This window comes from Roseobacter sp. (assembly GCF_045106495.1).
In the GTDB taxonomy this organism is placed as follows: Bacteria; Pseudomonadota; Alphaproteobacteria; order Rhodobacterales; family Rhodobacteraceae; genus Roseobacter.
The window spans coordinates 56,894-83,581 of sequence record NZ_JBGCEQ010000002.1 but is presented as its reverse complement, the minus strand read 5'-3'; the positions used below and the strand labels follow the sequence as shown (position 1 = coordinate 83,581).

General features: G+C 51.6%; 21 protein-coding genes and 2 pseudogenes. 13 read left to right on the top strand and 10 right to left on the bottom strand.

Annotated features, from left to right (window positions below; genetic code table 11):
* Positions 1 to 208: 208 nt before the first annotated feature.
* Together AB8B75_RS01055 and AB8B75_RS01050 are read left to right on the top strand one after the other, a co-directional pair.
* A pseudogene (locus AB8B75_RS01055) lies at positions 209 to 548 on the top strand (IS6 family transposase); the annotation flags it as partial.
* A gap of 187 nt (positions 549 to 735) precedes the next feature.
* The gene (locus AB8B75_RS01050; protein ID WP_405359157.1) at positions 736 to 1,272 is read left to right on the top strand and encodes a VPLPA-CTERM sorting domain-containing protein; all 537 of its coding nucleotides are present in this window, start codon (positions 736 to 738) and stop codon (positions 1,270 to 1,272) included.
* A gap of 537 nt (positions 1,273 to 1,809) precedes the next feature.
* On the opposite strand, the gene AB8B75_RS01045 is transcribed toward AB8B75_RS01050, so the two are convergent.
* Both AB8B75_RS01045 and AB8B75_RS01040 read right to left on the bottom strand, forming a co-directional pair.
* Positions 1,810 to 2,505, bottom strand: coding sequence for a class I SAM-dependent methyltransferase (locus AB8B75_RS01045; RefSeq protein ID WP_405359155.1), 696 nt, complete (start codon positions 2,503 to 2,505; stop codon positions 1,810 to 1,812).
* Between the two features lie 93 nt (positions 2,506 to 2,598).
* On the bottom strand, positions 2,599 to 3,402 hold the full coding sequence (locus AB8B75_RS01040; protein ID WP_405359153.1) for a sulfotransferase: 804 nt from the start codon (positions 3,400 to 3,402) through the stop codon (positions 2,599 to 2,601).
* Positions 3,403 to 3,634: 232 nt separating this feature from the next.
* Here AB8B75_RS01040 and AB8B75_RS01035 point away from each other — a divergent pair, with 232 nt between their 5' ends.
* Complete coding sequence (locus AB8B75_RS01035; RefSeq protein ID WP_405359151.1) at positions 3,635 to 6,118, top strand: glycosyltransferase family 4 protein; 2,484 nt, start codon at positions 3,635 to 3,637, stop codon at positions 6,116 to 6,118.
* 27 nt (positions 6,119 to 6,145) lie between these two features.
* Here the strand turns inward: AB8B75_RS01035 and AB8B75_RS01030 are convergent, their stop codons facing one another.
* Positions 6,146 to 6,784 carry a class I SAM-dependent methyltransferase gene (locus AB8B75_RS01030; protein ID WP_405359150.1) on the bottom strand — a complete coding sequence of 213 codons (639 nt, stop codon included), beginning with the start codon at positions 6,782 to 6,784 and terminating at the stop codon, positions 6,146 to 6,148.
* Between the two features lie 226 nt (positions 6,785 to 7,010).
* Positions 7,011 to 8,168: an NAD-dependent epimerase/dehydratase family protein gene (locus tag AB8B75_RS01025; protein ID WP_405359148.1), complete on the bottom strand. Its 1,158-nt coding sequence runs from the start codon at positions 8,166 to 8,168 to the stop codon at positions 7,011 to 7,013.
* Between the two features lie 245 nt (positions 8,169 to 8,413).
* On the opposite strand from AB8B75_RS01025, the gene AB8B75_RS01020 reads away from it, so the two are divergent.
* The 5 genes from AB8B75_RS01020 to AB8B75_RS01000 all read left to right on the top strand — a co-directional run bounded on the left by AB8B75_RS01020 (position 8,414) and on the right by AB8B75_RS01000 (position 13,804).
* Positions 8,414 to 9,352 carry an NAD-dependent epimerase/dehydratase family protein gene (locus AB8B75_RS01020; RefSeq protein WP_405359146.1) on the top strand — a complete coding sequence of 313 codons (939 nt, stop codon included), beginning with the start codon at positions 8,414 to 8,416 and terminating at the stop codon, positions 9,350 to 9,352.
* Between the two features lie 310 nt (positions 9,353 to 9,662).
* Positions 9,663 to 10,625, top strand: coding sequence for a rhamnan synthesis F family protein (locus tag AB8B75_RS01015; protein ID WP_405359144.1), 963 nt, complete (start codon positions 9,663 to 9,665; stop codon positions 10,623 to 10,625).
* Between the two features lie 968 nt (positions 10,626 to 11,593).
* Positions 11,594 to 12,226, top strand: a complete 633-nt coding sequence (locus tag AB8B75_RS01010) for a class I SAM-dependent methyltransferase (RefSeq protein WP_405359142.1) — start codon at positions 11,594 to 11,596, stop codon at positions 12,224 to 12,226.
* Positions 12,227 to 12,230: 4 nt separating this feature from the next.
* On the top strand, positions 12,231 to 12,893 hold the full coding sequence (locus AB8B75_RS01005; protein WP_405359140.1) for an acetyltransferase: 663 nt from the start codon (positions 12,231 to 12,233) through the stop codon (positions 12,891 to 12,893).
* Positions 12,893 to 13,804, top strand: coding sequence for a hypothetical protein (locus tag AB8B75_RS01000; protein WP_405359138.1), 912 nt, complete (start codon positions 12,893 to 12,895; stop codon positions 13,802 to 13,804). Before AB8B75_RS01005 ends, AB8B75_RS01000 begins: the two co-directional genes overlap by 1 nt.
* Before the next feature lie 50 nt (positions 13,805 to 13,854).
* Here the strand turns inward: AB8B75_RS01000 and rffA are convergent, their stop codons facing one another.
* Positions 13,855 to 15,027, bottom strand: a complete 1,173-nt coding sequence (gene rffA, locus AB8B75_RS00995) for a dTDP-4-amino-4,6-dideoxygalactose transaminase (RefSeq protein WP_405359136.1) — start codon at positions 15,025 to 15,027, stop codon at positions 13,855 to 13,857.
* A gap of 275 nt (positions 15,028 to 15,302) precedes the next feature.
* Here rffA and AB8B75_RS00990 point away from each other — a divergent pair, with 275 nt between their 5' ends.
* The 3 genes from AB8B75_RS00990 to AB8B75_RS00980 all read left to right on the top strand — a co-directional run bounded on the left by AB8B75_RS00990 (position 15,303) and on the right by AB8B75_RS00980 (position 17,225).
* Entirely contained in the window at positions 15,303 to 16,175 is an 873-nt protein-coding gene (locus AB8B75_RS00990; RefSeq protein ID WP_405359134.1) for a class I SAM-dependent methyltransferase, read from the top strand.
* Between the two features lie 112 nt (positions 16,176 to 16,287).
* Positions 16,288 to 16,887, top strand: coding sequence for a hypothetical protein (locus tag AB8B75_RS00985; RefSeq protein ID WP_405359132.1), 600 nt, complete (start codon positions 16,288 to 16,290; stop codon positions 16,885 to 16,887).
* Entirely contained in the window at positions 16,884 to 17,225 is a 342-nt protein-coding gene (locus tag AB8B75_RS00980; protein WP_405359130.1) for a hypothetical protein, read from the top strand. Before AB8B75_RS00985 ends, AB8B75_RS00980 begins: the two co-directional genes overlap by 4 nt.
* Positions 17,226 to 17,227: 2 nt before the next feature.
* Here AB8B75_RS00980 and AB8B75_RS00975 read toward each other — a convergent pair whose 3' ends face one another.
* From AB8B75_RS00975 to AB8B75_RS00955, 5 genes are all read right to left on the bottom strand, one after another.
* Positions 17,228 to 18,190: a glycosyltransferase family 2 protein gene (locus AB8B75_RS00975; protein WP_405359128.1), complete on the bottom strand. Its 963-nt coding sequence runs from the start codon at positions 18,188 to 18,190 to the stop codon at positions 17,228 to 17,230.
* On the bottom strand, positions 18,190 to 19,008 hold the full coding sequence (locus tag AB8B75_RS00970) for a phytanoyl-CoA dioxygenase family protein (protein ID WP_405359126.1): 819 nt from the start codon (positions 19,006 to 19,008) through the stop codon (positions 18,190 to 18,192). The genes AB8B75_RS00975 and AB8B75_RS00970 overlap by 1 nt, the downstream gene beginning before the upstream one ends.
* Positions 19,009 to 19,010: 2 nt before the next feature.
* Positions 19,011 to 20,186 (bottom strand): class I SAM-dependent methyltransferase, encoded by a 1,176-nt coding sequence (locus tag AB8B75_RS00965; RefSeq protein ID WP_405359124.1) that lies wholly within the window; start codon positions 20,184 to 20,186, stop codon positions 19,011 to 19,013.
* A 181-nt stretch (positions 20,187 to 20,367) separates the two neighbouring features.
* Positions 20,368 to 21,075 (bottom strand): WbqC family protein, encoded by a 708-nt coding sequence (locus AB8B75_RS00960; protein WP_405359122.1) that lies wholly within the window; start codon positions 21,073 to 21,075, stop codon positions 20,368 to 20,370.
* A 70-nt stretch (positions 21,076 to 21,145) separates the two neighbouring features.
* Positions 21,146 to 23,083 carry a hypothetical protein gene (locus AB8B75_RS00955; protein ID WP_405359120.1) on the bottom strand — a complete coding sequence of 646 codons (1,938 nt, stop codon included), beginning with the start codon at positions 23,081 to 23,083 and terminating at the stop codon, positions 21,146 to 21,148.
* Between the two features lie 1,141 nt (positions 23,084 to 24,224).
* Between AB8B75_RS00955 and AB8B75_RS00950 the strand changes: the two are divergent.
* A pseudogene (locus AB8B75_RS00950) lies at positions 24,225 to 24,364 on the top strand (IS5/IS1182 family transposase); the annotation flags it as partial.
* A gap of 314 nt (positions 24,365 to 24,678) precedes the next feature.
* The gene (locus AB8B75_RS00945) at positions 24,679 to 26,400 is read left to right on the top strand and encodes a glycosyltransferase (RefSeq protein ID WP_405359118.1); all 1,722 of its coding nucleotides are present in this window, start codon (positions 24,679 to 24,681) and stop codon (positions 26,398 to 26,400) included.
* The last annotated feature ends 288 nt before the right edge of the window (positions 26,401 to 26,688 follow it).

The window sequence follows — 26,688 nt, the reverse complement described above, 5'->3', positions numbered from 1 at the left end:
TGCGCTGCCGCCGAATTTCCGGACAGCGCGGTTCAAGAAACCCGGCGTGTCGTCGTCGCCAAATCGCATACCTTCGGACTTTATGCGACTGCGCCACGCCATCCTCTTTTCCAATTGCAATTCTAAGTTCTGGAAGATTGAACACGCTCAGCAAAGGTTTTGCCAAGTTAATTGAATGAGCGATCAACCCTAATTGCTCAGCACGAATATGCCAGCTAACTTAGTGCGCCTGAAAGGCTATCGTTACCTGCGAGACATCATTGCCTACCAGGTTTGAACATAGCAACGCTTCGCCTTGAGTATGGCAGATGTTGAGGATCCTCTCGCGGAGAGGGATCATCGTCAGCCAAGAACGCATCCGGTTGTGGATCAAGCGCATCGGTTCGTACTTCGCTACATGCGTTCGCCGTGATCGGCTTCGGCCAAACCGTAACTGGCATTTGGACAAAGCTGTCATCACGATCCGCTGTTAGAAGTGCTGGCTATGGAGTGCCATCGACGCGGCCAGAGACGTGCTTGATATCCTTGCTCAAAAACGGCGGAACGCAGCTGATATCCCGGGCGCGGTCTATGGTAAACAGCTTGGCAATACCGAATTGATCTTGGCGCCTTGTATTTTTCTTTACTGAACGAGGTTTGTTCACCATAATTTAAGTGCGTTCGCCGGTGGTCTTTTTGTCGTCGAGAATGGCCCCCGCTAGCGTTTTCGTGGTGACAAATTGGGGGATGAATACTATGAATATCAAAACTCTTGTAAAAGCATCTATGGTCGCAATGGCCCTGTCTGCCGCTTCTGCTTACGCAGCGACAGTGCGCGTAAATGTGGACGGGGCCGAGTGGGCTGTTACGACCCTCGACACGACATTTGAAGAGTCATCAGTTTTGCTTAGATCGCAGACATGGTGGAGGCCGGAATTCCAGATCGCGCGCGACCGCGCGATAAAATTCTCTGCTGCTGTAAACACCGGTTTGGGAATGTACCCGAACAGCGCCACAAACACTCTCGAAGGGCCGCTTTTCGCATTCACGATTGATGGTTTGGCTCAAGAAGCAGATGTCTACAGGTATACTGTTCCGCCCTCTGCCCCCGTTCAATCCTATCATTGGCAGGATGAGGTTCGGCCCTACGCGTATGCTATAAAAATCAGTGCTGTGCCATTGCCGGCGGGCGGCGTACTTATTTTGACCGGCTTGGCAGGTTTCGCGGCACTGAGGCGCCGCCGAAAATGCCACAGAAAAGTTCCATCCAAAACAGCAACAGGGGCGATTTAGCGAAGCAGAGCATCTTCGTATGCATTGATAGCAGGCTTTAAGCGGTCCACCACAATTCGACTTTGAAGGCTACTTGCACTGAATGGGTTTGCGACATTGGTGCTTGCTGTTTTGCAAACTAAGAATCTATTGGCAGTCTCATAGACTTCTTTGATATCCGGATCCCACATCTTTCGTAGGTGGAACTTGTGTGGAAACGGGCGACGCGACCGCGGATTGGTTTTATCATCAACGGTTTCTTTGGAGCTGTCGTGTTAGAGTAGTTCGCAGACGAAACTCTTATTTTCAAGTTCTCATCCGGCTTTTGATACCACGTTCCAAGCGTCGAATGTCTCCATTCTGAAGTATCGGATTGTTAGGGAGGAACGACGACGGGTTGAGGCGGAGAATCAGTTTCCAATAGCGGATGGATTGTAGTGAACCGCTGCAAGTTGCCCGGCGACCGAAAACCTTGCATCACTCTTTATCGCTTTCAATCGGAAAGTTGGACCGCGCTACGATCTGCGAAAGGAGTAATTCCTTTATCACTGAAGGAGGTCATCTGTTGCGGGTCCACGCCCACAAACTTTTCAAGGTCCATTTCTGACCCCAGCGCGGAATATTCCATATGGCCCGGGGAGCCCTGAGAAGCTTCCAGTTTTCGGCGGAAAATTCGGCATCCTCCTCGAAGCCAAAACCGTCACGGAAGTATTCGTTGGCGATTACACCAATATGTGCCTCTGCCTTCTCTTCGGGCGTGTAGATATCAAAATCGTACATGTCCTTGTAGAATTCGCTGTTCGACAGACTTTTTTCTTTTTCGGCAAGGTTCCAAGTCACATCATCGAACGCAATAAAGCCACCGGGGTTAAGCAGGGGAATACATGCCATTGCGGCTGCAAAATCAACATACATCGTGTGGTGACCGTCAAGATAGATTAAGTCGAACTTCGCACCTTCGCGCTTGAGACGTATGAGATTGTAGAGATATGTCCCGGTGTGATTGCCGATATAGCGCATTCGATCCTTCGGGATTTCAAGGCGGTCGCGCTCGGCATCATGCGTATCGCAAACCTCCTGAAAATCAAGACCAGTAAAGCGTATGCCGAGCCGGTCGATTGCCTTCAGGCGCGAGGGTCGAAGCATAGGGCCAAGACCAATTTCGAGAAATGACTTTATTTCAAATTGCTCTAACAGGACCTCGACATTTTTATTGATTTCGACGCGGTTCTTAATATTTTTCGTGCTTTTCATATGATGCCCCGTAAGTGTCCGCTTATTGTTGCATTGTCTGTTTGGATACTGGCGGAACCACCGCTCAATTGGGTTTTTCGGCAGAGTTGTGGTTTATTCCTCCGCCCAAGTAGTCAGCTGATGCTGCTCGAGATAGGCCATTACTGTACCCGGATTGTTGAACCGATCGACAATGCGCGACGGATTGCGCTTCTGTGTGAGCGAGGTCATCTGGCGCGGCTCCACTCCCAGAAAGTTCAAAAGGTTCTCAAGGACTCTTTCCGACCCAAGGTCGGAATACTCCATCTCAAAGATACGATCCTCAGGGATGATCTGGAGTGCTTTGTTCACATCGTCATCTTTAGCGTTCAGAGCGGTTATGAAGCGCTCGAAATGCTTGGCATCGAAATCAAGTTTGCTGCGCTGCACTTCCTGGTGTACCAGTGCGGTCCCTTGTCCGGTCAGCTTGGCGATCTGGGAACTTGAGTAAATGGCCAGAAGGTTGGTCCGGACCAGACGGATGATCTGCAGACCAGCGCGGTGCGCAACCTGGGTAACAGGTAGGAACTGTTTTGGAAAAACCTTAAAACCAAGCACGTCTATGTCGCTATTCACATATGAAGCGTAATGCTGATACGCAGCAGGATCCAGGAATGAACCATCTTTCAGGTGTGCGGCGAATTTCACATACGCGTCGGTTTTCACGAATTCTTCAAGATCGTCAAGAAACCTGTCGGGATCGGTTTTACGAGCCTCGGTAGGCGCATAATGGGCGAACGCCTCGCCGATGAGTTCGGGTACGTTGTAACCGTCTCGGAAAACTTCCCCAAAGCATGCAATCTGCGGATGGGATTTCAGCAAGGAAACGAAATGGTTCGTTCCTGATCGCTGCTTGCTTACAATCATGAAGCGTTTCAAGTGGTTTCCCATCTAGCGTTACCGGGTGTCATTAAAATCGATTGCGGAATTTATTTGACGCGTACAGATAGCAAAAACCGCTTTCTGCGCAAGAGGAAAGCCAAACAGATCGAATCTCCAACGAACTGGCCTCTTGAAAAGGTTCTGTGGAATCTCAACAACCGCTCTTTTCTTGCACAAGTTATTGCCTTAAGCCCTTTGTAAAGCTGCCAGACGTAAAGGATTTGATGCTTTGCAAACGGACGATTTCGAGGTCAAGCCATTCCCGGATCTTTCAGGGTTCAAGACGGTGGAGAAACCAACCCGTAGGCTACGGGTTTGCATCGTCACTGAGGAGATCTTCGGGCCGGTTCGCAATGGTGGCATCAGTTCGACCTACATGTATCTCGCCAAGATGCTTGCTAAGGCGGGGCATGATGTCAGCGTTCTCTATCTGAAGGGCCGTCAGGTAGAGGATCACTCCATCGAATACTGGATCGAGTGGTATGCCAAGGACGGCGTAACGTTGGTGCCCATGCCCCCGGTCAATGCGCGCTGCTCAGGGACGTTTTGGCAAACCAAGCATTACACGGCCTATTGTTGGCTGCAAACGCAACCGGATTTCGATGTCATACATACATCGGAATGGCGCGGTGGCTGTTATTATGCGCTCCTTGCCAAGAAGCAGGGTCTGGCCTTCCAGAATACAGTTTTCCTCGTCAAAACGTCCTCACCGCATGTCTGGAACCGGCATTATCAGATGCAGTTCTTGAGCGACCAGCAGACCTTCAGTGTGATGTATCCCGAACAGATGTGCGTGGAAAATGGCGACGTCGTCATCGGCGGCAGCGCGCATCTTCTGCGCTTCATGGAAAATACGGGTTACACACTGCCCGCAGGGCGCGTTTTCGTGCAACCCAATGTGATCGAGTTGGCGCATCTGGACATCGAAGACAAACGCCCAGCCGTAGAGCCGGGCGACGTTGTGCACTGTGACGAGCTGGCCTTTTTTGGACGACTGGAGACGCGCAAGGGGCTGGAGGTCTTCTGCGAAGCGTTGGACTACCTGGTGGCGCGGGGCAAAGCACCCTCCAAGGTCAGTTTTCTCGGTAAACCAGGCGCGCTGCTGTCGCATCCCGATATGAACAGTCTTCAGTTTCTCGAACAGCGTGCGGCTAATTGGCCGTTCGAGATCGAAGTACATACGGGATTCAATCAGCTTCAGGTCATCAGCTATCTGACCGCGACGAACCGCATCGCTGTCATGCCATCGCTGATCGAGAATTCCACTATGGCCGTCTACGAGGCGCTGATCTACAAAATCCCGTTTATTGCCTCAGATTCGGGCGGCACGCCTGAATTGGTCGCCTCCGAGCATCAGGCCGAGACACTGGTGCCAGCACGGCCGCGCGAGCTGGCAAACGGCCTGGAGGTTGCGCTTCGAAAAGGCGCGCGGGTGGCGCGCTGCAGCTTCGACAATACCGAAAACTTGCGGGTTTGGAACGCTTTTCACGAATTTCTTGCCGCTCGGTTCGAAACCACCAGTGCCGTAGAGATCATCGACGAGATCAACTATTCCGGAAGTGCGCGGCCTACAGGCAGCGGCGCAGCAACATCACTGAGCGTATGTCTCCTGCATCGGGGTCAGGCCGAAGCCGCGCAACAAGCAATCGATGCATTGGTAGCGGAGGCTGCGGAGCGGCCCGATCAAATCGTCGTTGCCGTACACGAGTATGGTGAGAGTAGCCAGGCATTTGCCGAACTCAAGGCGGCCCTGAGCGCGCCGGAAGGCGTTTCACTCGATGTGGTTGGCGCCAACGAGCGTTCCCTTGGCGAGGCATTCAACCTCGCGCGTAGCCATGCTACGAGCGCCGCGCTTGTTTTCGCTCGAAGTGATATCCACACGATTTACCCAGAGGCTTCCGGGGCCTATCGTCAGGCATTCGCGCACTCGGACGCATCGGTCTTCACCTGTTTCTTCGATAAAATCGACCTCACGACGCAAAAGTGCATTCATCAGGTCCCCGTTGGGGCGGATCTTGCTGCGGGCTTTGTCGACCGTGCCAAAATGGGCAGCTCGATGATCGCAATGCGGGCGGAGATATTCGACCGGCGAGGCGGGTTTACGGATATCTTCGGGGTGGACGGTGTCGAGCACAGTTTTGTGTTCAGCGCGATCCAAGACGGCGAGAAGGTCGAGATCATCCCCACACATATCGTGCTGGAAGATGTCAAGAAGGACAGCCTTGCGCTGAACCAGGCCAGCGCGCAGTATCTTGTGGCGCGGGGTTTGATCCAGTCGCCCTCCTATCCGCTTCGCCGGTTGCTTCTGGCAAACAAGATCCAGACAACCAATCAACAGCTCAGTCTGAACCACATGCAACAGCTTTCCCTGTCGGCGCTTCCGTCTCGCATGCGCAATTTGACAACCCTTCAGGATGCAATGGAGCGGCAACAACGGTGGTACCGTATCATGCTGAAACGCCCTTGGTCGTTCGAAGAATGGTTAGCGGTGCTCAGGCTCAACCGACTCGCCGAAGGCAAGACCCGCAGCCTGTCAGTGGAGGATCTGGCTCTAAAGGCCCTGCCGTTGGGGATCGACAGCATCGAGGATGTCGACCGCATCGCCCAGGCCGACGAAAAATGGGAAGATATCTGGAAAAGAAAGCCGCTCAATTTGGCCTATGTGGCGGCGGTGCGGCGTATCCAGAAAACCCATCGCAGAAACGTGCAATAACGAGCGGAACGGCGAACCGATAGAGTCCTAATCGGTTGTGATAATCACTTCTCCGTTGTGAAGTTCGAGCGGCGGAAATTGGTCAAAACAAGTTTCCGTCTCGGAGGATTCATGTTTGCGAATGTAGAGGTTCTGCACGGGCGCAGTGTCAATCGTGGCCTCTTCAGCGCGTATTCCCACACCATAGAGCATTTGCCGTATGCCCTGTAACGAATGACGCGGGGGCTGCACGATCCAATGGGTCTTTTCCAATACGTCGATGATCGCTGAGATGTGAATCTGCCATCCGTTTTGTTGAAAATAGGCGGATATCCATTCGGGTCCCGGTTGGTAAAAGCCGTGCTGCATCCAGTTGTTCGCAGGGGACAGGTGTACAAGGCAACCGCCCGGCCGAACAAAGGATGCCGCGTGCTGCAAAGCTCGAGAGATGTGGAATACGTGTTCCAAAGTGCCACCGGTGAATACCATGTCATATCGGTTCAACAGGTGGTCCGGGGCCGTGGGAGCGTTGAGATCAAAAATGTGATGCGAGCCTTCATAATCCGAAACATCCAGGCTTTCGACCACATCGAAGCCAAGAGCCAGGAACACATCCTCTTGGGTCAACTTCTTTCGGATGTCCCGGCTTCCGAGCATGCGCGCCAGATCGCGCGAAGAGAAGTTCACTTTCTGCTCCCCGAGGGTCAGTACCCGACCACTGCACATCGGGAGACGCCTGAAAAGTTCTATGATATTAGGGTTCAGTGCCACGCCGAAACTCCGTTTCATGCCATATAGGTATGGGCGCGCCGTCTCGAATTTCCATCGAGAAACAGGCGCGCACGATATCGCCCGCTCCGTGCAACTGGTGTTAAAGAATGGCGAAAGCGGGCGCTTTTGCCGCTCCCCCTGTTCAGGTCCACTTTGAGACGCAGGGGATTTTGCTGCGGTCGCAGTTGCCCGCATATTTGCGCGCAATTTCGGTCACTTCATCAAGGAGCGCGACTTCCAACGTGATCGGTTCCAGTCCGAGGCCCAGAAACCGGGCATTGGCCACGTGCAGATCGTTTTCGTCGGCCTCTTGGCGAGGGTTCTCGACATAGGCGATTTCCGCGTCAGTTTGATCGGCGATCATCTTGGCCAGATCACGCACGCGGTGCGTTTCGGTCATCTGGTTGAGGATGTTTACGCGCTCGCCTTTCTGCGGCGGGTTGGTCAACGCCAACTCGATGCAGCGACAAGTGTCCTGAATGTGTATGAAGGCGCGTGTCTGGCCACCGGTACCATGCACGGTTAGCGGATAGTTAACGGCAGCCTGCATCAGGAATCTGTTCAGAACGGTTCCGTAATCGCCGTCATAATCAAACCGATTGATGAGACGCTCGTCCATCTTGGTCTCTTCCGTCTGGGTGCCCCAGACGATGCCCTGGTGCAGGTCGGTGATCCGGATTTTGTCGTTCTTGTTGTAGAAGTGGAAAAACAGCTGATCCTGAGTCTTGGTCATATGATATATAGAGCCGGGATTAGCCGGATACAGGATTTCCTGCTTGTGCGGACCCTCCGAGGTTTCAACCTGAACCTCTAGGTATCCTTCGGGGATTTGCATTCCCGCCGTACCGTAACCGTAGACGCCCATCGTGCCCAGATGGACCAAATGCGTATCGACGCCACTTTCCACAATCGCTGCCAGCACGTCATTGGTGGCGTTAAGGTTGTTGTTTACAGTGTAACGCTTATGAGCGGCGGATTTCATAGAGTAAGGGGCAGCGCGCTGCTCAGCGAAATGTATGATCGCATCAGGTTCTTCTTCACGGATCATTGTCATCATGCGGTGGTAATTCTCACCCACAGTGAAGTTTTCGACCCGAATATCCTTGCCCGTCAACTCCTTCCAGGCGTCAACCCTTTCGCCAAGCGAGCGGATTGGCGTCAAAGAAGATACTTCGAGTTCGACGTCGATTTTCCGACGCGACAGGTTATCTACGATGATTACTTCGTGTCCCTTGCGAGAAAGATACAAAGCCGTAGGCCAACCGCAAAACCCATCACCGCCTAGAATGATAACCTTCATTGAATTTGCGCCTTCCTATTAACTCTGATAAATTGTGGCTCTGGGTAGAAGACCTCCTTAAAAGTGTCAACCTGGCCTTTTAGTCGACCAGTTGGGACGACTGATGCTCGTCCAATCGTTGCGACCATCTCTCGGTGTGTAGGTACTACAACCCTTTCTTACGAAACGACACGCAGGACACGGCTTGCCTCTTTATCTTTGTGACCGCGCGTCGTACAGGGGCGCGAAAATAACTGGAAAATAACATGCAGATACTTGTGACCGGTGGGTGCGGATTTGTCGGTGTAAACCTGAGCCATTTTGCAAGGTTGAACGGATACAAAGTGCGGATCCTGGACAATATGGTACTAGGAAACCCAGGGCATCTCGAAGGCCTGGATGTTGATCTGATCGAGGGCGACATCCGCGATGCTGCCACAGTTGAGAAGGCACTCGACGGCGTGGACGCGGTAGTACATCTTGCGGCCGATACGCGCGTCATCCCCTCTATTGAAAACCCGAAATTCAATTTTGAGAACAACGTGATCGGTACGTTTAACCTGATCGAGGCAATGCGCAATGCGGGTGTGAATCGGCTGGTTAACGCGTCAACCGGAGGTGCTATTTTGGGCGAAGTCGACCCGCCTGTTCATGAAAGCATGGTGCCCAAACCCATCTCTCCCTACGGGGCCTCAAAACTCGCGTGTGAAGGCTATCTTTCGGCTTATGCCGGTAGCTATGACATGCAAGCGGCCTCGCTGCGTTTTACCAATGTCTATGGGCCGCGATCGTTCCACAAGGGCAGTGTCGTGGCGCATTTTATTAAGCAAATCCTCAACCAAGAGGATCTGCTTATCTACGGCGACGGCAGCCAGGCAAGGGACTACATCTATGTGGACGACCTTTGCCAGGGCATCCTTGCCTGCATCGATCGCAGCGCGGTCGGCGTAATTCAGCTTGGCACGGGCATTCCCACGCCTCTGGATGACCTGATCGCCATCCTGCGCGACGTGGCTGGCGAGGACCGCATCACCTTTAACGTGCGCTACGAAGACTGGCGACCTGGCGAAATCCGCCACACCTACGGTCTGATCGATAAGGCGCGAGAGGTGCTGGATTTCGCCCCGCAGGTGAAGCTGGATGATGGAATTCGTAAGACGTGGCAATGGTTCAAAAACCGAGAACAGGGCAAACGCGAAGAATAGGTGGGGCTGGTTCACCTAAAGCCAGAACCGGCAAGCAACAAAGCAACCCTTGCAATATTAGGTTGAACCGCTCTAAACGGCTTCCGAATACATCCTTTCGGATTAGTTAAGCGATGTAAGACGAACTGGAAGCTCAAGCATGCTGCAGCCTTGGAAATTCAAGCGCGAACTGAAACGGCTGGTCCAAAATATGGTGGAATTGCCCACTGACGCCATAAGCTTCGTTTTCGGGTCGCTTTATTACGACCTGTTTCTATCCAAAAAACGGCGCGTGCTGTCGGGCCAACGGCGCGATTCGGCGCGACGGGCAGTGTATCTTATCTTCCCGATAAATGGCTTGCTACCAACACACATAAGAAGCCTAAATTATCTGTTGTCGAAGGGATTGAGCGTTACTGTTGTGTCCAACGTACCGCTAAGTTCAACAGATGAGGAAAAACTGCTGACGTTGTGCCATTGCTACATCGAAAGGCCAAATTTCGGATATGACTTCGGAGGATACAGAGACGGAATTCTTGCACTTGAGCAGACACTAAGCCAGACGAAGCAGCTTGTCCTGATCAACGATTCCGTATGGTTTCCTGTCAGCTCACAAACCGATTGGCTGGAGGATATAGACAGCTTGAATGTTGACTTTTCGGGTGCAGTATCCAATTACGGTATGCCCAGGGTTGAAGCCGAGAACTTTAGAGACCTCAATTTCGACTATCACACCGACCACAAGAATTTCCACTACTGCTCTTTTGCACTCAGTTTTGGCGAAAATATACTGCATTATCCGGGCTTTGTGCGGTTCTGGAAGCATTTTCCATTGACCAGTAAGAAAAAAAGAACCGTGCGGCGCGGTGAAATCGGATTGACAGCCTGGGTTTTGAAACATGGGTTTACCCATGGCGAAACATTGGGTGTAGCACATCTGAATGACTACCTTGACAGTCTTTCGGACGACCGGCTCGCGGAAATTGCGTCAAAAGTGATCATACCAGAGGACGCTCGGCTAAAAGCCGTAAAAAAAGAACTGCTTTCTCAAATAGATACGTTGTCACGAAAAGAATTGACTGGGTTTATTTTGACTGCTGCTGCCCGTCAGGGCGCTGGCTATGCACTGGCCTATTTCTCGATCTTTGAATTGGGATATCCTTTCCTAAAGAAGTCACCACTGTGGCTTGATCGGGAATCGTCCGATATCTCTCTTTGGCTACTCGAAAAATTGGGAACACCTGCATCACAAGACGCATTGAAAGAGGCGACGATGCTTCAAAAACGCATTTGATCGTTCATTTATTGCGTCAACGATACGCGCATCGACTTATCCTGTTCACGAGTCGTGCGGACCGGCACCAAAGTAGAGGGTCATGTCGCATTAATGGCTGATGGAGCTTGCGCTATGCTTTGATCGGCGAGCGAGATTTTCATAACGCGGAGCAATCCTTTCAAACATCATCGCTTCAACAACCGAGATGAGAACAGCCGTCTGCCGTATCGAAAGCGAGAAAAAGCGATGCAGCGTTATCGATCGCCGAGTAGCTTACAGCGCTTCGTATCGATCCACTCAGCCCTTCGAAACTGCTTCTCTGTCCTGGCGCGTCGTCGTTCCGCCTTAACAATCAGATACCACCGATTGGAGGCGTTTGACGTTTGGAACGTGGTCACGAAGTCCGCATAAGAGTTTGGGAATGGCGCTTCATTTTGCGGCCTGCATTAACGTGACAACTCCGGACGTTCGTAAGCGACAATGTACCACGCAAGAATTGCTCAAATGATCGTCGACCCTCCGGCCAGAGCAAGACAAGCCGTTCATTCGTAAAATTCAAATGTGTGCAGAAAATACCAATATCTGCCTTTGTTTTGGTAAAACAAACTTTTTGAAATTCGACGCATTGTTAGATCACGTCCCAAAGCGAAACAATATGAAATGTTGCATGTACTGCATCTGAGCGGTTCGCGCCACTCCCAGCAAAATTGGGTTCAAATCAAGTAAGGCAACATGCCAAAATTCGCGGCAGGGGCCCATATTGGCAGCTTTGAACAGATGCCCGCGAACTGGTTTGGTACGGCGGATACGGTCAACAATGCAAGCTTTGTTCTGATACGCAGAAAACCATACGGGATTACAAATATTCGCCCTCATTCAGACAACTTGTGGACTGTCCGAATTTGATGCAAGTCTGTTCAGCAAACGGGGCCATAACCGCGACTATACAATCGGGCTCTGTCGCTGCAGTAACTAAGGCCGAACCGATGGAAAACAGAAATAGCGAAATCCTCGCCGAAGTTACTCGCTATTATAGCGAAAAAATCAGAAAATATGGTCAGACGCCAAAAGGCGTCGATTGGAACGGCCGTACGAGCCAGGAATTGCGGTTCGAACAACTGTGCCTGATCTTGCCATCTACCAAAGACGAATTCTCACTGCTTGATCTTGGTTGCGGATACGGCGCCTTGTTAGATTACCTCGCCCTGCGGGGCTTTTCGGCGTCTTACACTGGACTGGACGTGAGTGAAGAGATGATTGTGGAGGCAAAACGTCGTTACGCGAAGGAGCCCAATGCGCATTTTGTTCATTCCTCGACTCCCGAGACCTTTGCGGATTACGCAATTGCAAGTGGCATATTTAATGTGAAACAGAACCGATCAGATTCTGAATGGAAAGCCCTAATAGAAGACACACTCGATACGATGGACGCGAACACCACTAGAGGCTTCGCGTTTAATTGCCTAACCTCGTACTCTGACACCTCCAAGAAACGCGCTGATCTATTTTACGCGGATCCCTGTTGGTTATTCGATCTATGCAAGCAAAAGTACTCTAGGAACGTCGCGTTGCTTCATGACTACGGCCTTTATGAATTCACGATCTTGGTGAGAAAATGAAACAATGAAGAAACTAATTATTTTTGGCGCCGGCGACATTGCCGAGCTTGCTCATTATTATTTCACGCAGGATTCAGCTTATGACGTTGCGGGCTTCACGGTTGATGGCGCGTACCTAAAAGAGAACCGTTTTGCTGGATTGCCCGTTGTGGCGGTGGAAGATATTCAAGAAGAGTTCCCGTCGGACGACTTCGATATGTTCGTGGCACTGAGCTATGCAAAGCTCAACGCGGTTCGAAAGGAAAAGTACTTGGCCGCACGCGACATGGGATACGGGATCGCAAGCTACATAAGCTCACATGCATCTGTCCTGAATGATGGGCAGATTGGAGAGAATTGCTTTATCCTAGAAGACAACACGGTTCAGCCCTTTTGCCGCATCGGGAACAACGTGACATTATGGAGCGGAAACCACATCGGTCATCATTCGCACATTGGCGATCACACGTTCATCTCTTCGCACGTCGTCGTATCCGGCGGCGTAACGATTGGAGAACAATGCTTCATTGGCGTAAATGCAACGCTGCGAGATCATATTGACGTCGGAGACAAATGTGTCCTGGGCGCTGGATCCTTACTGCTAGGCAATGCTGAGCCGGGAGGCGTTTATCTGGCATCGCAGGCGGAGAGGTCGCGTGTTCCGAGTACACGGCTGCGGAACATCTGATGCCGGTGTGGCGCAAACTCGGACAGATCTATTCTGCCGAGAACGTCTTGCACCCGAAGTTGCGATCCCACGCGGCAAACCCACTCCCTGTCCACATGGAAGGGGACGTGTATCGCGTGTTTTTCAGCAGCAGGGACGATCACAACCGATCCTCAGTCGGTGCACTGGATTTCGACATCAAGCGCCGAGATGTACTTGAGGTGTACAACAAGCCCATTTTCGAACACGGACCTCAGGGCAGTTTTTTCGCCGACGGAGTGAGTATCGGTAATTGCTATCGTGCGGATGGGCAGACATTCATGTTGTTCATGGGGTGGCAAGCCCCTGAAAATGCGCATTGGCGTGGCGACATCGGGAAACTGCGCGTCAGCGATGATCTCGACCTCACCCTATGCGGGGCTGAGCCACTTCTAGCATCAAACGACAAAGATCCCCTCAGCCTATCTTACCCTTGGGTTCTGCCTGCGCGGGGTGGTGGATATGACATGTGGTACGGCTCCACAATTTCTTGGACGAGCGGAAACGGCGAAATGCTGCACGTTATAAAACATGCGACATCGCACGACGGTCATGCCTGGGAGCGCAGGGGTATTGCAGTACCCTATTCAGAAGACATTGCGCAGGCCTTTTCGCGCCCCAGCGTTGTCTGGAACAATGACGGAACAGGCCAAATGTGGTTTTCCTACCGCGGTAGCAAGAACACGCCGTACAGGATTGGCTATGCCCGTTGTATGGATGGTCAAACATGGGAGGTGGCCCTGAAAGACGCAGGCATCGACGTTTCGCCCGATGGATGGGACAGCGACATGATCGAGTACCCATTTGTGCTAGAACATCAGGGAGAAAGATACATGTTTTACAATGGAAACGGCTTCGGCAGGACCGGTTTTGGTCTCGCCATCCTTACATAATCACGGATCGTGAACCCACATTTCTGTATTTGAAGCTTGGCAAGCGGTAGTCAAACAATGGCTTTGAAAGAAAACTCTGAAAGAATTTCAGCTACCTTCTCCTGGGCAGTCTCTTCAAGATCGTACCAGAGCGGCAACCGGATCAATGTGTCAGAAACACGGTCGGTGACCGGCAGTGGACCGTTAGTGCGGGAGAACTTTCGCCCTGCTGGCGCCGAGTGCAATGGAATATAGTGAAATACAGCATCCACCCCGCATTCCTTGAGGCGCTTCAGAACCTTTGCCCGATCAACCTGCGGGGAGACCAAAACATAATACATATGTGCATTGTGTGAACAATGGTCGGGAACGACCGGTCGGCGTAACAGCTCATTCTGTTCAAGGGGCGCGAGTATCCGATGATAGGTTTGCCAACTCTCAAGCCGGTTCGAAGTGATCTTTTCCGCGTCCCCCAATTGCCCCCAAAGAAACGCCGCCACGAGTTCGCCGGGCAGGAAAGACGATCCAACCTCCTGCCAAGTGTACTTGTCAACTTGACCTCTAAAAAATTGGCTCCTGTTGGTGCCCTTTTCGCGGATGACCTCCGCCCGTTCCACCAACGTTTCATCATTGACAAGTAAAGCGCCACCTTCCCCGGAAATCAGGTTCTTCGTCTCATGAAAGCTTAGGGTCCCAAGGCTACCCAGGCTGCCGAGCGGTCTACCCTTGTAGGTCGACATGAGGCCCTGAGCGGCATCCTCTACCACTGGCAAGCCATGGTGGCGCGCAATTTCCAGAATTCTATCCATCTCGCACGAAACACCCGCATAATGTACCGGAACGATCGCGCGGGTTTTTGATGTGATCGCAGCTTCAATCAGGTTTTCGTTCAGATTAAGTGTGTCATTGCGAATATCCACGAAAACCGGCACACCCCCGCGCAACACGAACGCATTAGCTGTTGATACAAATGTGTATGACGGCATGATGATTTCATCACCGGGCTGTATGTCGAGCAGCAGTGCGGACATCTCCAATGCAGCGGTACAAGAGTGCGTCAGAAGTGATTTTTTACATCCAATACAATCTTCTAGCCAGCCGTGGCACTTTTTCGTAAACGGGCCGTCACCGGCGAGGCGACCGTTATTATGTGCCTGCGCGACATAGTGCAGTTCTTTTCCGGTCATATGCGGCCAATTAAAGGGTATTATCTTCCGGGTGGCTTGCGTCACATCGTCGGTCATTAAAACTCTCGTTTTGCGTGTGTTGTCGGACGTACGGACCAGACGCGACGGCAGTGACCGGGTCCAGAACTATTAATAACCTCTAGATTGCGCGCGGCGGTTGAGAAAGTCCATGGGCGATGCGGTCTTTTCAGAACAGCAAACAACGCTTAAACGCACTGGGCGGGCGCATCCTGAGAGGCCAACTGGCTCGGCCGAAATCCTCGTGGACGAAGTAATCGCGGTCGGTTATGCGTGGCGGGCGCGACAGTACATCCGGCCCGAGGAAAACTCCGATGAAGAAGTGCTTGCATTGCTCTCAAATCTACAATTCAAACCTGCAGGTTTGCGACCAATGCCATGAAACGCCACAGATTATTGATGGGTTTACGGCATATGCCCCATCCCTAGCAGGTGAAAGCAGCGGGTTTAAAGCCGGATATTTTGGCGATCTTGCCGCCCTTGAGGGCGAGAACTTCTGGTTCAGATCACGTAACAAGATCATCACCTGGGCCGTAGAAACCTATGCATCCGACTTCTCATCCATGCTGGAGGTAGGATGCGGCACCGGCTTTGTCCTCTCAGGCCTGACCAGGCAGTTTCCCGACGCGAAGTTCATGGGAAGTGAAATCTTCACCAGCGGGCTCAGTTTTGCACGCCAACGCCTGCCATCTGCTGAACTTGTGCAAATGGACGCGCGACAGATCCCATTTTCTGAGGAATTCGATCTCATTGGAGCTTTCGACGTGCTTGAGCATATCAAGGAAGATGAAACTGTTCTTGGCGAGGTCTTTGGTGCGATAAAATCCGGGGGCACACTGATCGCGAGCGTGCCCCAACACCCATGGATGTGGAGCGCCGCAGACGACTACGCATGCCACAAACGCAGGTACACAGCATGTGAATTGAGCGGAAAACTGAAACGCGCCGGCTTTGATATCTTACTCAGCACCTCGTTTGTCACGCTATTGTTGCCACCGATGGTTCTATCGCGACTTATCAATCGCAAAAGAACAGGTAGCTACGATCCTTGTGCAGAAATGCAGATCAATCCATCCCTAAACAAGTTCTTCGAGATGTGCCTCAGTGTCGAATTGGCCTGCATCAAACGCGGGCTGCGCTTCCCAGTAGGTGGATCAAGACTAGTCATCGCACGCAAACCAGCTTGAGACAGAAGCCGTTTCATGAAAACGTGCAGTTCCGTTTTGGATCTCCCGACGACTTCTAGTTGGTGTCGATCTACCGGTGTCTTGGGGTGAAAGAAAGATCATAGATGTGGATATGAACTTGCTGATATGCGGCGGTGTACCGCGGGGGGCAACCACCTTTCTGCATACCGAGTTGTCAAATTACGACAACGTGTCAAACAGTTTGATCAAAGAAAGTTATCTTTTTGAACGTTCCAATAGCTTGATTAATCTGAAACTCCGCACGCTGCCAAAAAACAAAATCCATCTCGATTTCACGCCCGAGTATATTTTCAACAAGCGCGCTCTGAACAAAATTGCTAAGCGAGATATTCCATGTTTTTTCATCATCAGGCCGTATGCTGACTTCGTCTCCTCCATTTCCAAATACCTTACGATCAATAGTATTGAAAATATTGCGTTGAAGAACATTTCAAAGGTGGATTACCAGAAAGCGGTGCGATTTGTGGGCGAGCACTTCCTCGTCTTCGACTTCAAGGAGGTGGTTGACTCACCGTTGACAGTCATCGGGAAAATTCAATCCGAGTTTTCATTAGATTTCGGCTCTCGATCCGGTATGAAGGAATTCCGGAATGATTCGGCTGAACGGCATTATCGTTGGCAAAGCTTCCTTGCCAGCCAATTTCAAGCCCCATCAAAAGTCGCTAGGTCGGCTCTTTTCGGCTTGATATGATCGGGTACTTCTTCGCGGGTGCTGCGCGGAACCTGCTTGGTTTGGTCTTGCTAGCCTGGCTTGTTGGCAAGGGATTGGGTGTCACCGTCTCACTCTCAGTGGTCGTCGTGATCGGGTTTTGCCTTTTCTTGCTGCAAGCCAGATACTTTGTAGGTCATGTGGATACAAAAAAAGTCTTTCTGACTTTTGTTTGTATTTTCATCGGCAACCGCTTCATGCTCTGGCTTCTCTATGAAGAGCTAGGATTGCACATCACCGTGGCACAGCTCATTTCCATGTTCGTCTTTTCGTTTTCTAGCTACCTGTTCCTTCGGCGCAACCGCCGCTCTTCTGACTGAAACTAAGCACCCGTTTCGTTGTGAACCAACCCTGCCGTGTTGGACCGCCGTTCATATACTTCCTGCACCACAGTAATCGGACGGTCTTTCACCTCTTCCAGTACCTGTTTCAGATAGAGCCCAATGAGCCCTGTGAAAACTGCATTCAGGCTGAAGAAAAAGACCACTACGGCCATCAGTGACGACCATCCACCGCGTGTTTCGACGAAAAGGCCCATCAATACAACATATAAGCCATAAAGCAGTCCCATGAAGCACAGGATCAAGCTGAGATAAAACATCAGCAAAAGCGGACGACTGCTGAACGACGTAATTGCGAGAATCATCAGACCGATGCGCCGACCCAATGAATAGGTGGTCTCTGATTTCTCCGATTTTTCAAAAACATAGGCTGCTTGAGGATAGCCTGCCAGAAGGGACAAGGGTACGAACACGGGGCTCTTGTCTTTGAATGCCAGCAGCGAGTCAACGTAACGTTTTGTCATCAATCGTACGGTGGAAACATTCTTTGGCAGCTCGACTTCACTTAAATTATTAAAAAAACTGTAGAAAATTTTCCCCGTCACCTGCTCAACGCGCCCGCCTTTGCGCTTTTTCTGGACGCCATACAAACAATCCACCGGTGTCTTGTGCATGAACTCGGACATCCCGTTAAGCAACTCTGGTGGTTCTTCAAGGTCGCTGTCGATCAGAAAGATCAGATCGCCGTTGGCGTGTTTCAAGCCAGTGAGCATCGCCTTGTGATGCCCAAAATTCCGGCTGAGCCGCACCAGTCGGACCCGAGGGTCTTTGTCCACTACATCGCATACGATTTCAGCAGAGGCGTCTGGACTGCCATCATCGACAACGATCAACTCGGCATCATACCCGACTTGATCGGCCGCCTGCAGCGCTCTTTCAATAAACTCGGTTATGGTCGCTGCCGACCTGTAGACCGTCGTAACAATGGAGATACGAACAGACATTAGGATGCCATTCCCGCACGCGATGCCAGCCATTCATCGACGGAACGGTATTCCTCCAGCCCATATCCAAGTGTGCGACGTTGGCTTTCCGTGAACTCCACTTCCTCTCCGAGAGTAGATGGCAGATGCAATTGTTGGCGGATAAGCGGGATTGTGAAGACATGATTGATCGCACGCCGGTCCCGTTTCGAGCGATTACTGCTGCCTGCGTGGTACACCATGCAGTCAAGGACTATGAAGGTTCCGCGCGGAACCGTGACCTGTTTTTCGTTACGACTCACGAGGGTTCCCGGAGGAAAAGCCTCCCGATGATGACTGGCTGGTATTACCCGTGTCGCACCGTTTTCCAGTGTGAAAGGGTCCAGCGCGAAAAGGGCGTTAATTGCAAGTGGTCGCGAACTCGTGAAGTGCTGATAGGGCAGGTCTCTATGATACTTGCTTTGATGGTATTCACTTCCATTTCCGCGATTGATCAGCCCATTGACCTGATTGAGAATATAGTAGCCGCCAAGAAGTTTATTGAGCAGCACGTGCAGGTTCTTGTTGAAAACAATCTCCCAGAACGCAGGCTCTTCCTTGGGCAGTAACCGGATCGTGTCGTTTTCAGCAATGCTCTTCAGATCCAACCCTTGCTCTGCGGCACGTACCCGATACGTGCTTGCTGCGCGATCAAAAAGGTCGGACAATTGGTCAAGCTTCGTCTCTGTCAAACCTGCATCCAGCGTGGTGAACCCGAGCAGCCTGACCTCTTCATCCATGGTATCAAGAGCCGTATCGTCCGGCTTCCCTTCCAACACGCCATATCTATCTAGTTGCATCATTAAGATCCCATCTTCGGGTTTTGACAATAGGGATGAAAGATTTCTGCACCCAAAGACCTGAATCGTTTGTGCACTGCTGGCCAGCTCCGTTCATGCACGGCTGCAACCAACTTCAGATCTTCCAGCGAAATGAAGGTTTTCGTATCGATGACAGGTTTCCCACGATAACTTTCCACAACCGAATTATCTACAACGAAGTATGTAGCGTTCTCAACAATGGGCGCGCAATATGTTGCAAGTAGATCCGCGAATTCACCTGTGCCGAAAATCGCGTAGTCGTTTTCTCGCAGAGCCAAGCCTAGCGTGCTGCATCCTTGGCACCAACGCTCAAGAAATTCTATTCTTTGTTTCGAAAGGTCCTGATATGAAGAAGATACAGTTTCTGGAAACTGGTTGTCTTGATCCAGTAGATGGGCACGGAACCCCTGTAATCCTCCGGTCAAGGAACGGGAGGCCACTTTGCGTAGACCCGCCTGTTTTGCGAACGACGTCAAGGACGCATCGGTGAAGCTGGACATGTGATCGTAAAAAAGCAGCTCCGAACTTGGTTGCTCACCATCCGGACAGATGACCAAAATGTGCCCTGCATCCGTGACGGTGGAATTGCATTTTCTCAGAAACTCTGATGGCGCCAAGGTATGCTCGGCCACGTTGACGGATAGGCACAGATCAAAGCCGCAAAATTCCTGCATCGGCAAGTCTTCTGCAGCGCATTGATGCACCACAGCGTTTTCGGGGCACTTTGTCAGTGCCGCGGTCGCCAACTGTTGGCTGGGTTCGATCCCCGCTGCCGACTGGCAGTTCCAGCGCCCAGCCAGCAATGACAAAAGGCTACCCATTCCGCAACCGATCTCGACCAACCGTTGTGGCCAAGCGATGCTATTTTCCGCAAGAAACTCCATTATGGCTTCGGCATAGAGTTCTGCACGATGCACCTCGGCGGACGGATCCCGCTGACCAAGGCTGTAATTTTCATCAAAAAGCTTTAGCAGATCTTCCTGTGTCGGCGGCGCTGCGTGAAAACAGTGCCCGCAATCGCAACAGGACATCTTTCTGAGCACGCATTTCAGAGTCTGCCCATCGCTTAGCATAGAGTTTTCTGGATGGGGTATAGGCAATTCGAGCAGATCGGTCTGTTCGCAGGCTGGGCATGTCAACGTTTTACGGATTGTCAAATTGACGTCCTTCATCTGCCGTACTGAAACTTTGTACACCCTTCAAATCGTATACTTCACAAGTAATGGCGTCGCAATAACTTGCGGCATGGGATTATAGTGCGCAGCCTTTGGACGGGTCTATCAGCCTTGGAATGTGAGCGTCTCAGGCCATGGTCGCTAGAACCAAAACCGTCTCGCTTCACGAAACATGCTTCATGAACCGAGACGCGTCATGCCCGCAGTTGCAAAGCAGATCGAGAATTGTAACGCCATGTTCGAATTCACCCCAGATCTGCGGATACTCTGGGTAGCCAGCGTAATCGAACCAGGTCAACTTAATTTCCGCCTCAAGAAAAACAGCCTCGTCAACATAGTCGCGTGCGGCTGGGCCAGAGATGTATTCATTTCCTCCAGCTTGGCCACACAGATCCGCAAGCCGTTCGGTCTTCCCATCGCGCAGCGTGTAATCCCAGGAATTGCTGATTTTGGTTTTGATACCAATGAAACGGCAAATTTCTTCTATGAAACAACGGTTCAGATCAGACAGATGATCAAATTTCTTCGTCAGGTAGATCGGTTCTAACCATTCCGCGACTTCATCGAAATGAGGTGCTTTTCGATAGTTGTTTTCGAGACTACGCCAATGCGTTATCGCCCAGTCATCGCTGTTGATCTGCGTCTCACGAATTTTTTGATGGTATCGACCTTTGGCCACAACTGGGACAGTCAGCCATTTCAGCCCATTGGGCGTCTTGATCTTGTTGCGATTACGCCAATCGCGACGTGTGTATTGCATATCATCGTACAGGATGAACTCATCCACTGCCGCAATCATGTCGAAATAGCCTTTCCACGGGATGTAATTCGATTGGAGAATTGCAACCTTCTTCTTTTTATTCAGAGTCATGTGGGGTGTTTCTCTATATTTGGACAATTCCACGTGTAATCAAAGCTTCCCTCAAGCTCCATAAGTTCAACTACTTTTGCATCATGTGCGACCTGCGATTTGTTAACATCACACCGATGAAGCCAAGCAATACAACCGGAAAACCGAAGATCCAAATTCTTAAGCCGAGCGACAGATAGGGATCCGTATGGTAGAACTCTACAGTGTGTGTTCCAGGCGGCAGACTCAGAGCGCGAAATGATCCAAATGCACGTAGAATTTGCGCAGGTGCACCATTGACAGCCGCAGTCCATCCATCTGCATCCAGTTCAGAGAACACCACGATAGCAGATTTGTTGACAGTCACGTTGTAGTTCGCGACCGGTCCGGTCAATCTGAGCCGATCAATGGAGTACACCAACGGATCTTCTATTTCCGAGGGGAGCAGGCCAGGATCTTGCTCAAGCAGAACCTTGTCGTCCGCCCAAGCATTGGCTGCAGGTTTTACATCCCCGCTCGATACGGCCCCAACCGTCCAATCGGTAAAGGCGCGTGGCAAGGCTTGTAATGATGATGGATGTTCGTAAGTTATCACGCGTTCATTCGCTGATGTCCAAACCGCCTTGAATGGGTCAGGCGGCACATCACTCTTTCTGCATACGGCGTAGCGCAATGCCGTCAATTCGATCCCCGGAGAACGCAGATTACTGCAATTGTTTCTGCCGATCCAATGCGGGCGCGCCACGTCCATTGTCCTGCCGGTCAGCAAAAAAAGAGCGATCTTCTGCTGCTCCAAGAAATTGTTGGAAAACCCCAAAATACCGCGGGCTTCCGGAACACCACGTGGGGGGCAGTAGAGCGGGGGGAAACAGTAAGTGCGTTGCATAGCCAGCTTTTGCGACATTCCGCTCGTCACGGGATAGTCTGGTTCATTGGTCAGGCGATAACTGGTAAAATCCCGCTGGTAGAACCCGCACTGGACAACGATGACCAGTAAAACCAATCCAGTTTTGACCAGCGCCGGCTTCTCCCAATTTTTCCAAAACCTCTCTTGCAGGCCCAATGTGGCCAGCGCGATCAGACCGAAACTCGCATAGGAAACGAAAATGAAACTGTGGCGAAGCTGCGAGATGATAGGGATCTTCTCATAGTATTCCCGAAAGAGCTCTCGCGGTAGGAAAAAGCCTACCGAAACACCCAGAAAGATTGCGCTACAAAAAGCAATTCCTAAAAAACTTGCGTTTGCACGTCTCAGCATTCGGGGGCGCAACATGGACAATCCGACGATGAGAAATATGGACAAATGCGGAAAACTAACCTGGCTTCGAACTTCTTTCTGATCCTCGGTAATTGGCAGGAATAAATTGAACAGTGTGCTGAGATCCGGCAGCGATATCAACCGATCGTACCCCTGCGCCGCTATTGTCATATTGTGTAACACGAGCGGGGCCAATATGGGTACAAAAACAATCAGGCCCGCGCTGGAGATCACAAAAATCTCTGCCCCCGCTTTCAATATCGCTGGCATCCACGCCAGCCCTCTGCGTCGAAACTCTGCGAACGACATGACAAATAACATGAATGCAGGGACCAGAATGTAATATGCGCTCAAAACCATTATCACGCCTAGGCCGAGTATAAGCATGGCAAGATACATCCCGCGGTGCGTGGCCTTCCAACGGATAAAACACACGATAGAGAAGAACATGAAAAACATGTTCGTCATTGTGTTCAGTCGACCGCTGGATAGGTGAGTGTAAATGATATCAGAATTCACAAAAGTAACTGCTGCCAGCGCGGCGAGGCTGGCAACTAGACCAAGCGACCGAAATACGAGATACGTCATACTTGCAGTCGCGCAGGCCGAAATGATCAGCAAGAAGTTGAATGTCAGGTTGAAGTTTTCAAGCCCTGGCAGAGCGATCACCGGTGCGGCAAGAAGGTAAAAGTAGCGCTCGGGATCGGAAAAAACGTATTGACCAAGGTTGGAATAAGGATCCCAAGTCGGGACATACCAATCAGAGGACATGGCTTTTTCCACCCAGATTTTCACTCTAGGTCCGTCTCCCCGAGGGGCGCTGGAAGAGCGAAGCGAAAAAACAGAGTAGTAAATAAAAACGGCCAAGTTCGTAGTAAGCAACCACAGAAGGGCTTGATTAGAGCTACTTTCTTGCCTTTGCATGCGCGTACCCCATTAACCAGCGAGTGGTCCCCACTAAGGCGTGAACCTTCCAGGCATGTCTCCTCCTGCATCGCCACATCGCATTTCATACATCCCGTGACAAGCAATGTATCGGAATGAGACTATTGCATTCACCATGTGATTGTGCCGGTTGAGGGGTGTTGAGGTCGATAGTCTCGCGCAAGTCTCTGTTTAACTGCCGCTTCCTTCTCACCCATTCAGTCAGCCTCACCGTAGGTGGCATTGCCGGATCGCCTTGCGAACCTGTTGCCGGATCTGGCGCGCATTGACGGACCAGCTCCCATGCGGAAAAACCACGCAATGAATGGCAGGGCGACCAGCGCCGCTGCATGAGCATAGGTATCGACTGTTGAATGTCAGTACTCACTGACATTCAACACCAATTGACCCAAACAATAAATCTGGCTGGAGATCCAAGATGAACCATATGCGAATTCTCCGGTACGAATATATCGCCGGGAGTGCTTTGGTTGAAATGGGTTGCGAAAAGCAAAACGCTGCTGATAGCGCAATGGGCTATGCAGGCACAAAATAAGTGCTCTCAGTGTTACTTGTCCGATCGGTTTTCCCCTAAACTCAGTGAAGAGGCGAGTCTGTGCCAACCTGCCTTTAATCCTTTGGGTTGGGCAGATCGTTGGCTGGTCACCTACGAAGTGACCTGCGCCTCAAGTGTCCCTCATTTATAATGAGAGTTTGCAGGTTCGGATTATATTTTCGTCTTTGTCGGTTTGGGCAAGCGGGTCAAACGCAGAGCCCTCAAATTGGCCAAGCGCACGGCGCGTTTGGGCGCATGTTTGGTTTCGCAACGATGAATGACGTTGTTAAACGGATCGCCCGAAGGCTGATAGTGAAGCGGTTTGTCCCTTTGCAGATGCTGTAAACTCCATACAAGTTCTTCGCTGACCGCCGTGACAGGATGCCCAAACAAAAGTATCGGGTGACCAACTGAGCGGAGTACAACGGGGGCCTGCGCTGCGCGGGATTTGACGGCCTGGATCCGCGATGCCACGCTTGACCTGCACGCGGCACCGCCCCGAACAACCCGAGGGGCAGCCACGATACTCGGATCTGGCGATTGAGCTCCGTTTAGCATTGGGCATGGTTTTCAACCATTCTCGTAGCGTGACAATCAACGTGAGTAGGGTGTGTTACAACTGAACGGTGACCCATGTAGCCACGCCAGAGATCATGGAGATTTTGAGGCAAACGAATGGCTCTGGACTGACAAAAACGAGCGACCCAATATGGGCATCAGCATTATCACACCCGCAATCAAACTGAAAACAGCTGTGTGAATGCTGTGGCAATTCCCATAAAAATGGGGAGATTGCGCGACGGTTCGAAATAATCTGCGAAAATAGACCTTTAAGTTCAAACCTCCCCATAGTTATGTGGAAAGGTGGCAACTCAAGCAATCGACCATGGATAAGATAAAAAAACTAAAGCGTCAGCGGAATTGGTTGTTACTCGGGGCTCTGCCCTTCCTACCTTTCATTGCGGTTTTCATGTTGATGGAGCGCCTTCGCAAGCGGCAGGTCAAAAAGGTGACCCTGACGACTTTCGCCCGTTTTCATGGCCGAGACCCGGAACAGATTGTACGTTGGCTTGAGAGCTTCCAGGACGATCTGGTCCGAAGACTGAAGGACGGCGGCCTGCATGAAATGACTTTGGCAGCCCATAAGATAGAACCCCTGATCCCGGCATATGACCAGGCCATCCCTATCGTGGTTCATCCGTTTACGGACCGAACGTTTCTCAAGATGATCAACGGGATCCTCGAACTTCAGAATAACCTCGACCGGAATCGGTTCGACACGATTATTGTGACCAGCAACGCTGCCGATCCTTCCGAAATACAGACGCTGATCGCAAAGGTCGAGAAACAGGGTGGGCAGGCCCTGGTAATCGACACATCCCGCGATGGTGCGCTTTCCATGCAGCGTGAGACTTTCCACCTTTTTTTAGTCTCGCCACATGCAGCGTTGCTGGATGATGTGGATAGCGAGCGTGTCCTCTTCGAGTTCATCCGTTCCCTGCAGCCGAAACGGGTGATTCTCGCCGATAGCGCGTTGATGTGGCGTGTCGTGGCCAGCCATGGAAGGGCGCTGGCCGCCGCTGCCGAGATCAGTGCTTTCTTCTCAGCACGCCCGGAAAACACATTTACCAGACGGTATTTCTATCGGTTTTTCGAATTGTTTTCGCAGATCCATGTCATGGACGCTACCGCGAGAGAAAGCCTGGCAGCACGGTTCGTGCTCTGCTCTGACAATACATCACGTCTGGTCCCGCTCGATGTTATGGCTGACGCGGTGAGCGCAGAACTCGATCTTCTGCCCGCAATCGGCGGAGTTGATGTAACGCCCTGCGATTGCGACGCCGGTATCGACATCTCCCTGATCGTGACCGCGCATAACGAAACGATTGTAACCGGCATGAGCATGATCGCGGCAAACGCGTCGGTGGAGGCCGCCAAGAATGCCGGATTCACGGTCGAAAGGATCATTGCGCTGGACGCCGCCTCCGAAAACACCCGAGCCTGCCTGAGCCATCCGGCCTACGCAGACTGGCGTGTTGTCGAGTTGACCGAGCGCGATCTGGGTCGCGCTCGCAACCGGGTTGTCCGAATGGCGCGGGGTAAGTACATCGCTTTTCTTGATGCCGATGATCTGTTCAGCGAGAATTGGCTCGCTGAGGGCGCCGCCGTCCTAGACGTCGCTACGTCAGCAGGTGAGAAGGTGATTGTACATCCAGAAATCAATTGGTTCTTTGACGACGATCAGGCGATTTTGGCGGTAACCCCGCAAGACAGTCCAGTCTTTTCGCCAGTTCTATTCTATTTTGAAAACTACTATGACAGCCTTTGCATGGCCCCGCGGCAGGTGCATTTCGATCTTCCTTATGTTTCACGCGACATTCCCAACGGTCTGTCCTACCAGGATTGCCAGTTTGCCATCGAGACCGTCGCTGCCGGATGGCAGCACCGGACGGCCCCGAATACAATCATCTTTAAGCGCCGCCGGGACTCTTCCCTCGCGACCGAAAGCCGGGATCGAAAATCCGTAATCCGGCAGATCACACCTCTATCGATTGACAACATTCAAGCACTGCTCTCTTCGAAAGCAAAAACACCTGTTGGCTCTTGAGCGACGCCAGCCTTGTCAGATGTGGAAAGCGCTAATTGGTCAGGGCGCTCGTTTGTTGGGCTCCTACCCAGTCCAGCGCCCTAAGGCGTTTCAGGCCAAATTTTTAGAGGTGATGCCTATATCTGCGAAACGGCTGGCGATGACAGATATTCCCCGCCCGCCACACAGCCCAGCCTTAACTCCCTGATGCGCTTACGCCGCCGTTGTGCCAGATTTTCCTAGCTGAAGATCGCCGCGCCAGAACTTTGCAAGCTGGTAAATTGCTTTTGACGTTTCACATTCCTGCCA

Bases quoted from the DNA above. Each gene is read 5' to 3' on its own strand.
- AB8B75_RS01050 (WP_405359157.1), top strand. From the start codon at position 736: ATGAATATCAAAACTCTTGTAAAAGCATCTATGGTCGCAATGGCCCTG.
- AB8B75_RS01045 (WP_405359155.1), bottom strand. From the start codon at position 2,505: ATGAAAAGCACGAAAAATATTAAGAACCGCGTCGAAATCAATAAAAAT.
- AB8B75_RS01025 (WP_405359148.1), bottom strand. From the start codon at position 8,168: ATGAAGGTTATCATTCTAGGCGGTGATGGGTTTTGCGGTTGGCCTACG.
- AB8B75_RS01020 (WP_405359146.1), top strand. From the start codon at position 8,414: ATGCAGATACTTGTGACCGGTGGGTGCGGATTTGTCGGTGTAAACCTG.
- AB8B75_RS01010 (WP_405359142.1), top strand. From the start codon at position 11,594: ATGGAAAACAGAAATAGCGAAATCCTCGCCGAAGTTACTCGCTATTAT.
- AB8B75_RS01005 (WP_405359140.1), top strand. From the start codon at position 12,231: ATGAAGAAACTAATTATTTTTGGCGCCGGCGACATTGCCGAGCTTGCT.
- AB8B75_RS01000 (WP_405359138.1), top strand. From the start codon at position 12,893: ATGCCGGTGTGGCGCAAACTCGGACAGATCTATTCTGCCGAGAACGTC.
- rffA (WP_405359136.1), bottom strand. From the start codon at position 15,027: ATGACCGACGATGTGACGCAAGCCACCCGGAAGATAATACCCTTTAAT.
- AB8B75_RS00990 (WP_405359134.1), top strand. From the start codon at position 15,303: ATGAAGAAGTGCTTGCATTGCTCTCAAATCTACAATTCAAACCTGCAG.
- AB8B75_RS00985 (WP_405359132.1), top strand. From the start codon at position 16,288: ATGAACTTGCTGATATGCGGCGGTGTACCGCGGGGGGCAACCACCTTT.
- AB8B75_RS00980 (WP_405359130.1), top strand. From the start codon at position 16,884: ATGATCGGGTACTTCTTCGCGGGTGCTGCGCGGAACCTGCTTGGTTTG.
- AB8B75_RS00975 (WP_405359128.1), bottom strand. From the start codon at position 18,190: ATGTCTGTTCGTATCTCCATTGTTACGACGGTCTACAGGTCGGCAGCG.
- AB8B75_RS00970 (WP_405359126.1), bottom strand. From the start codon at position 19,008: ATGCAACTAGATAGATATGGCGTGTTGGAAGGGAAGCCGGACGATACG.
- AB8B75_RS00960 (WP_405359122.1), bottom strand. From the start codon at position 21,075: ATGACTCTGAATAAAAAGAAGAAGGTTGCAATTCTCCAATCGAATTAC.
- AB8B75_RS00955 (WP_405359120.1), bottom strand. From the start codon at position 23,083: ATGTCCTCTGATTGGTATGTCCCGACTTGGGATCCTTATTCCAACCTT.
- AB8B75_RS00945 (WP_405359118.1), top strand. From the start codon at position 24,679: ATGGATAAGATAAAAAAACTAAAGCGTCAGCGGAATTGGTTGTTACTC.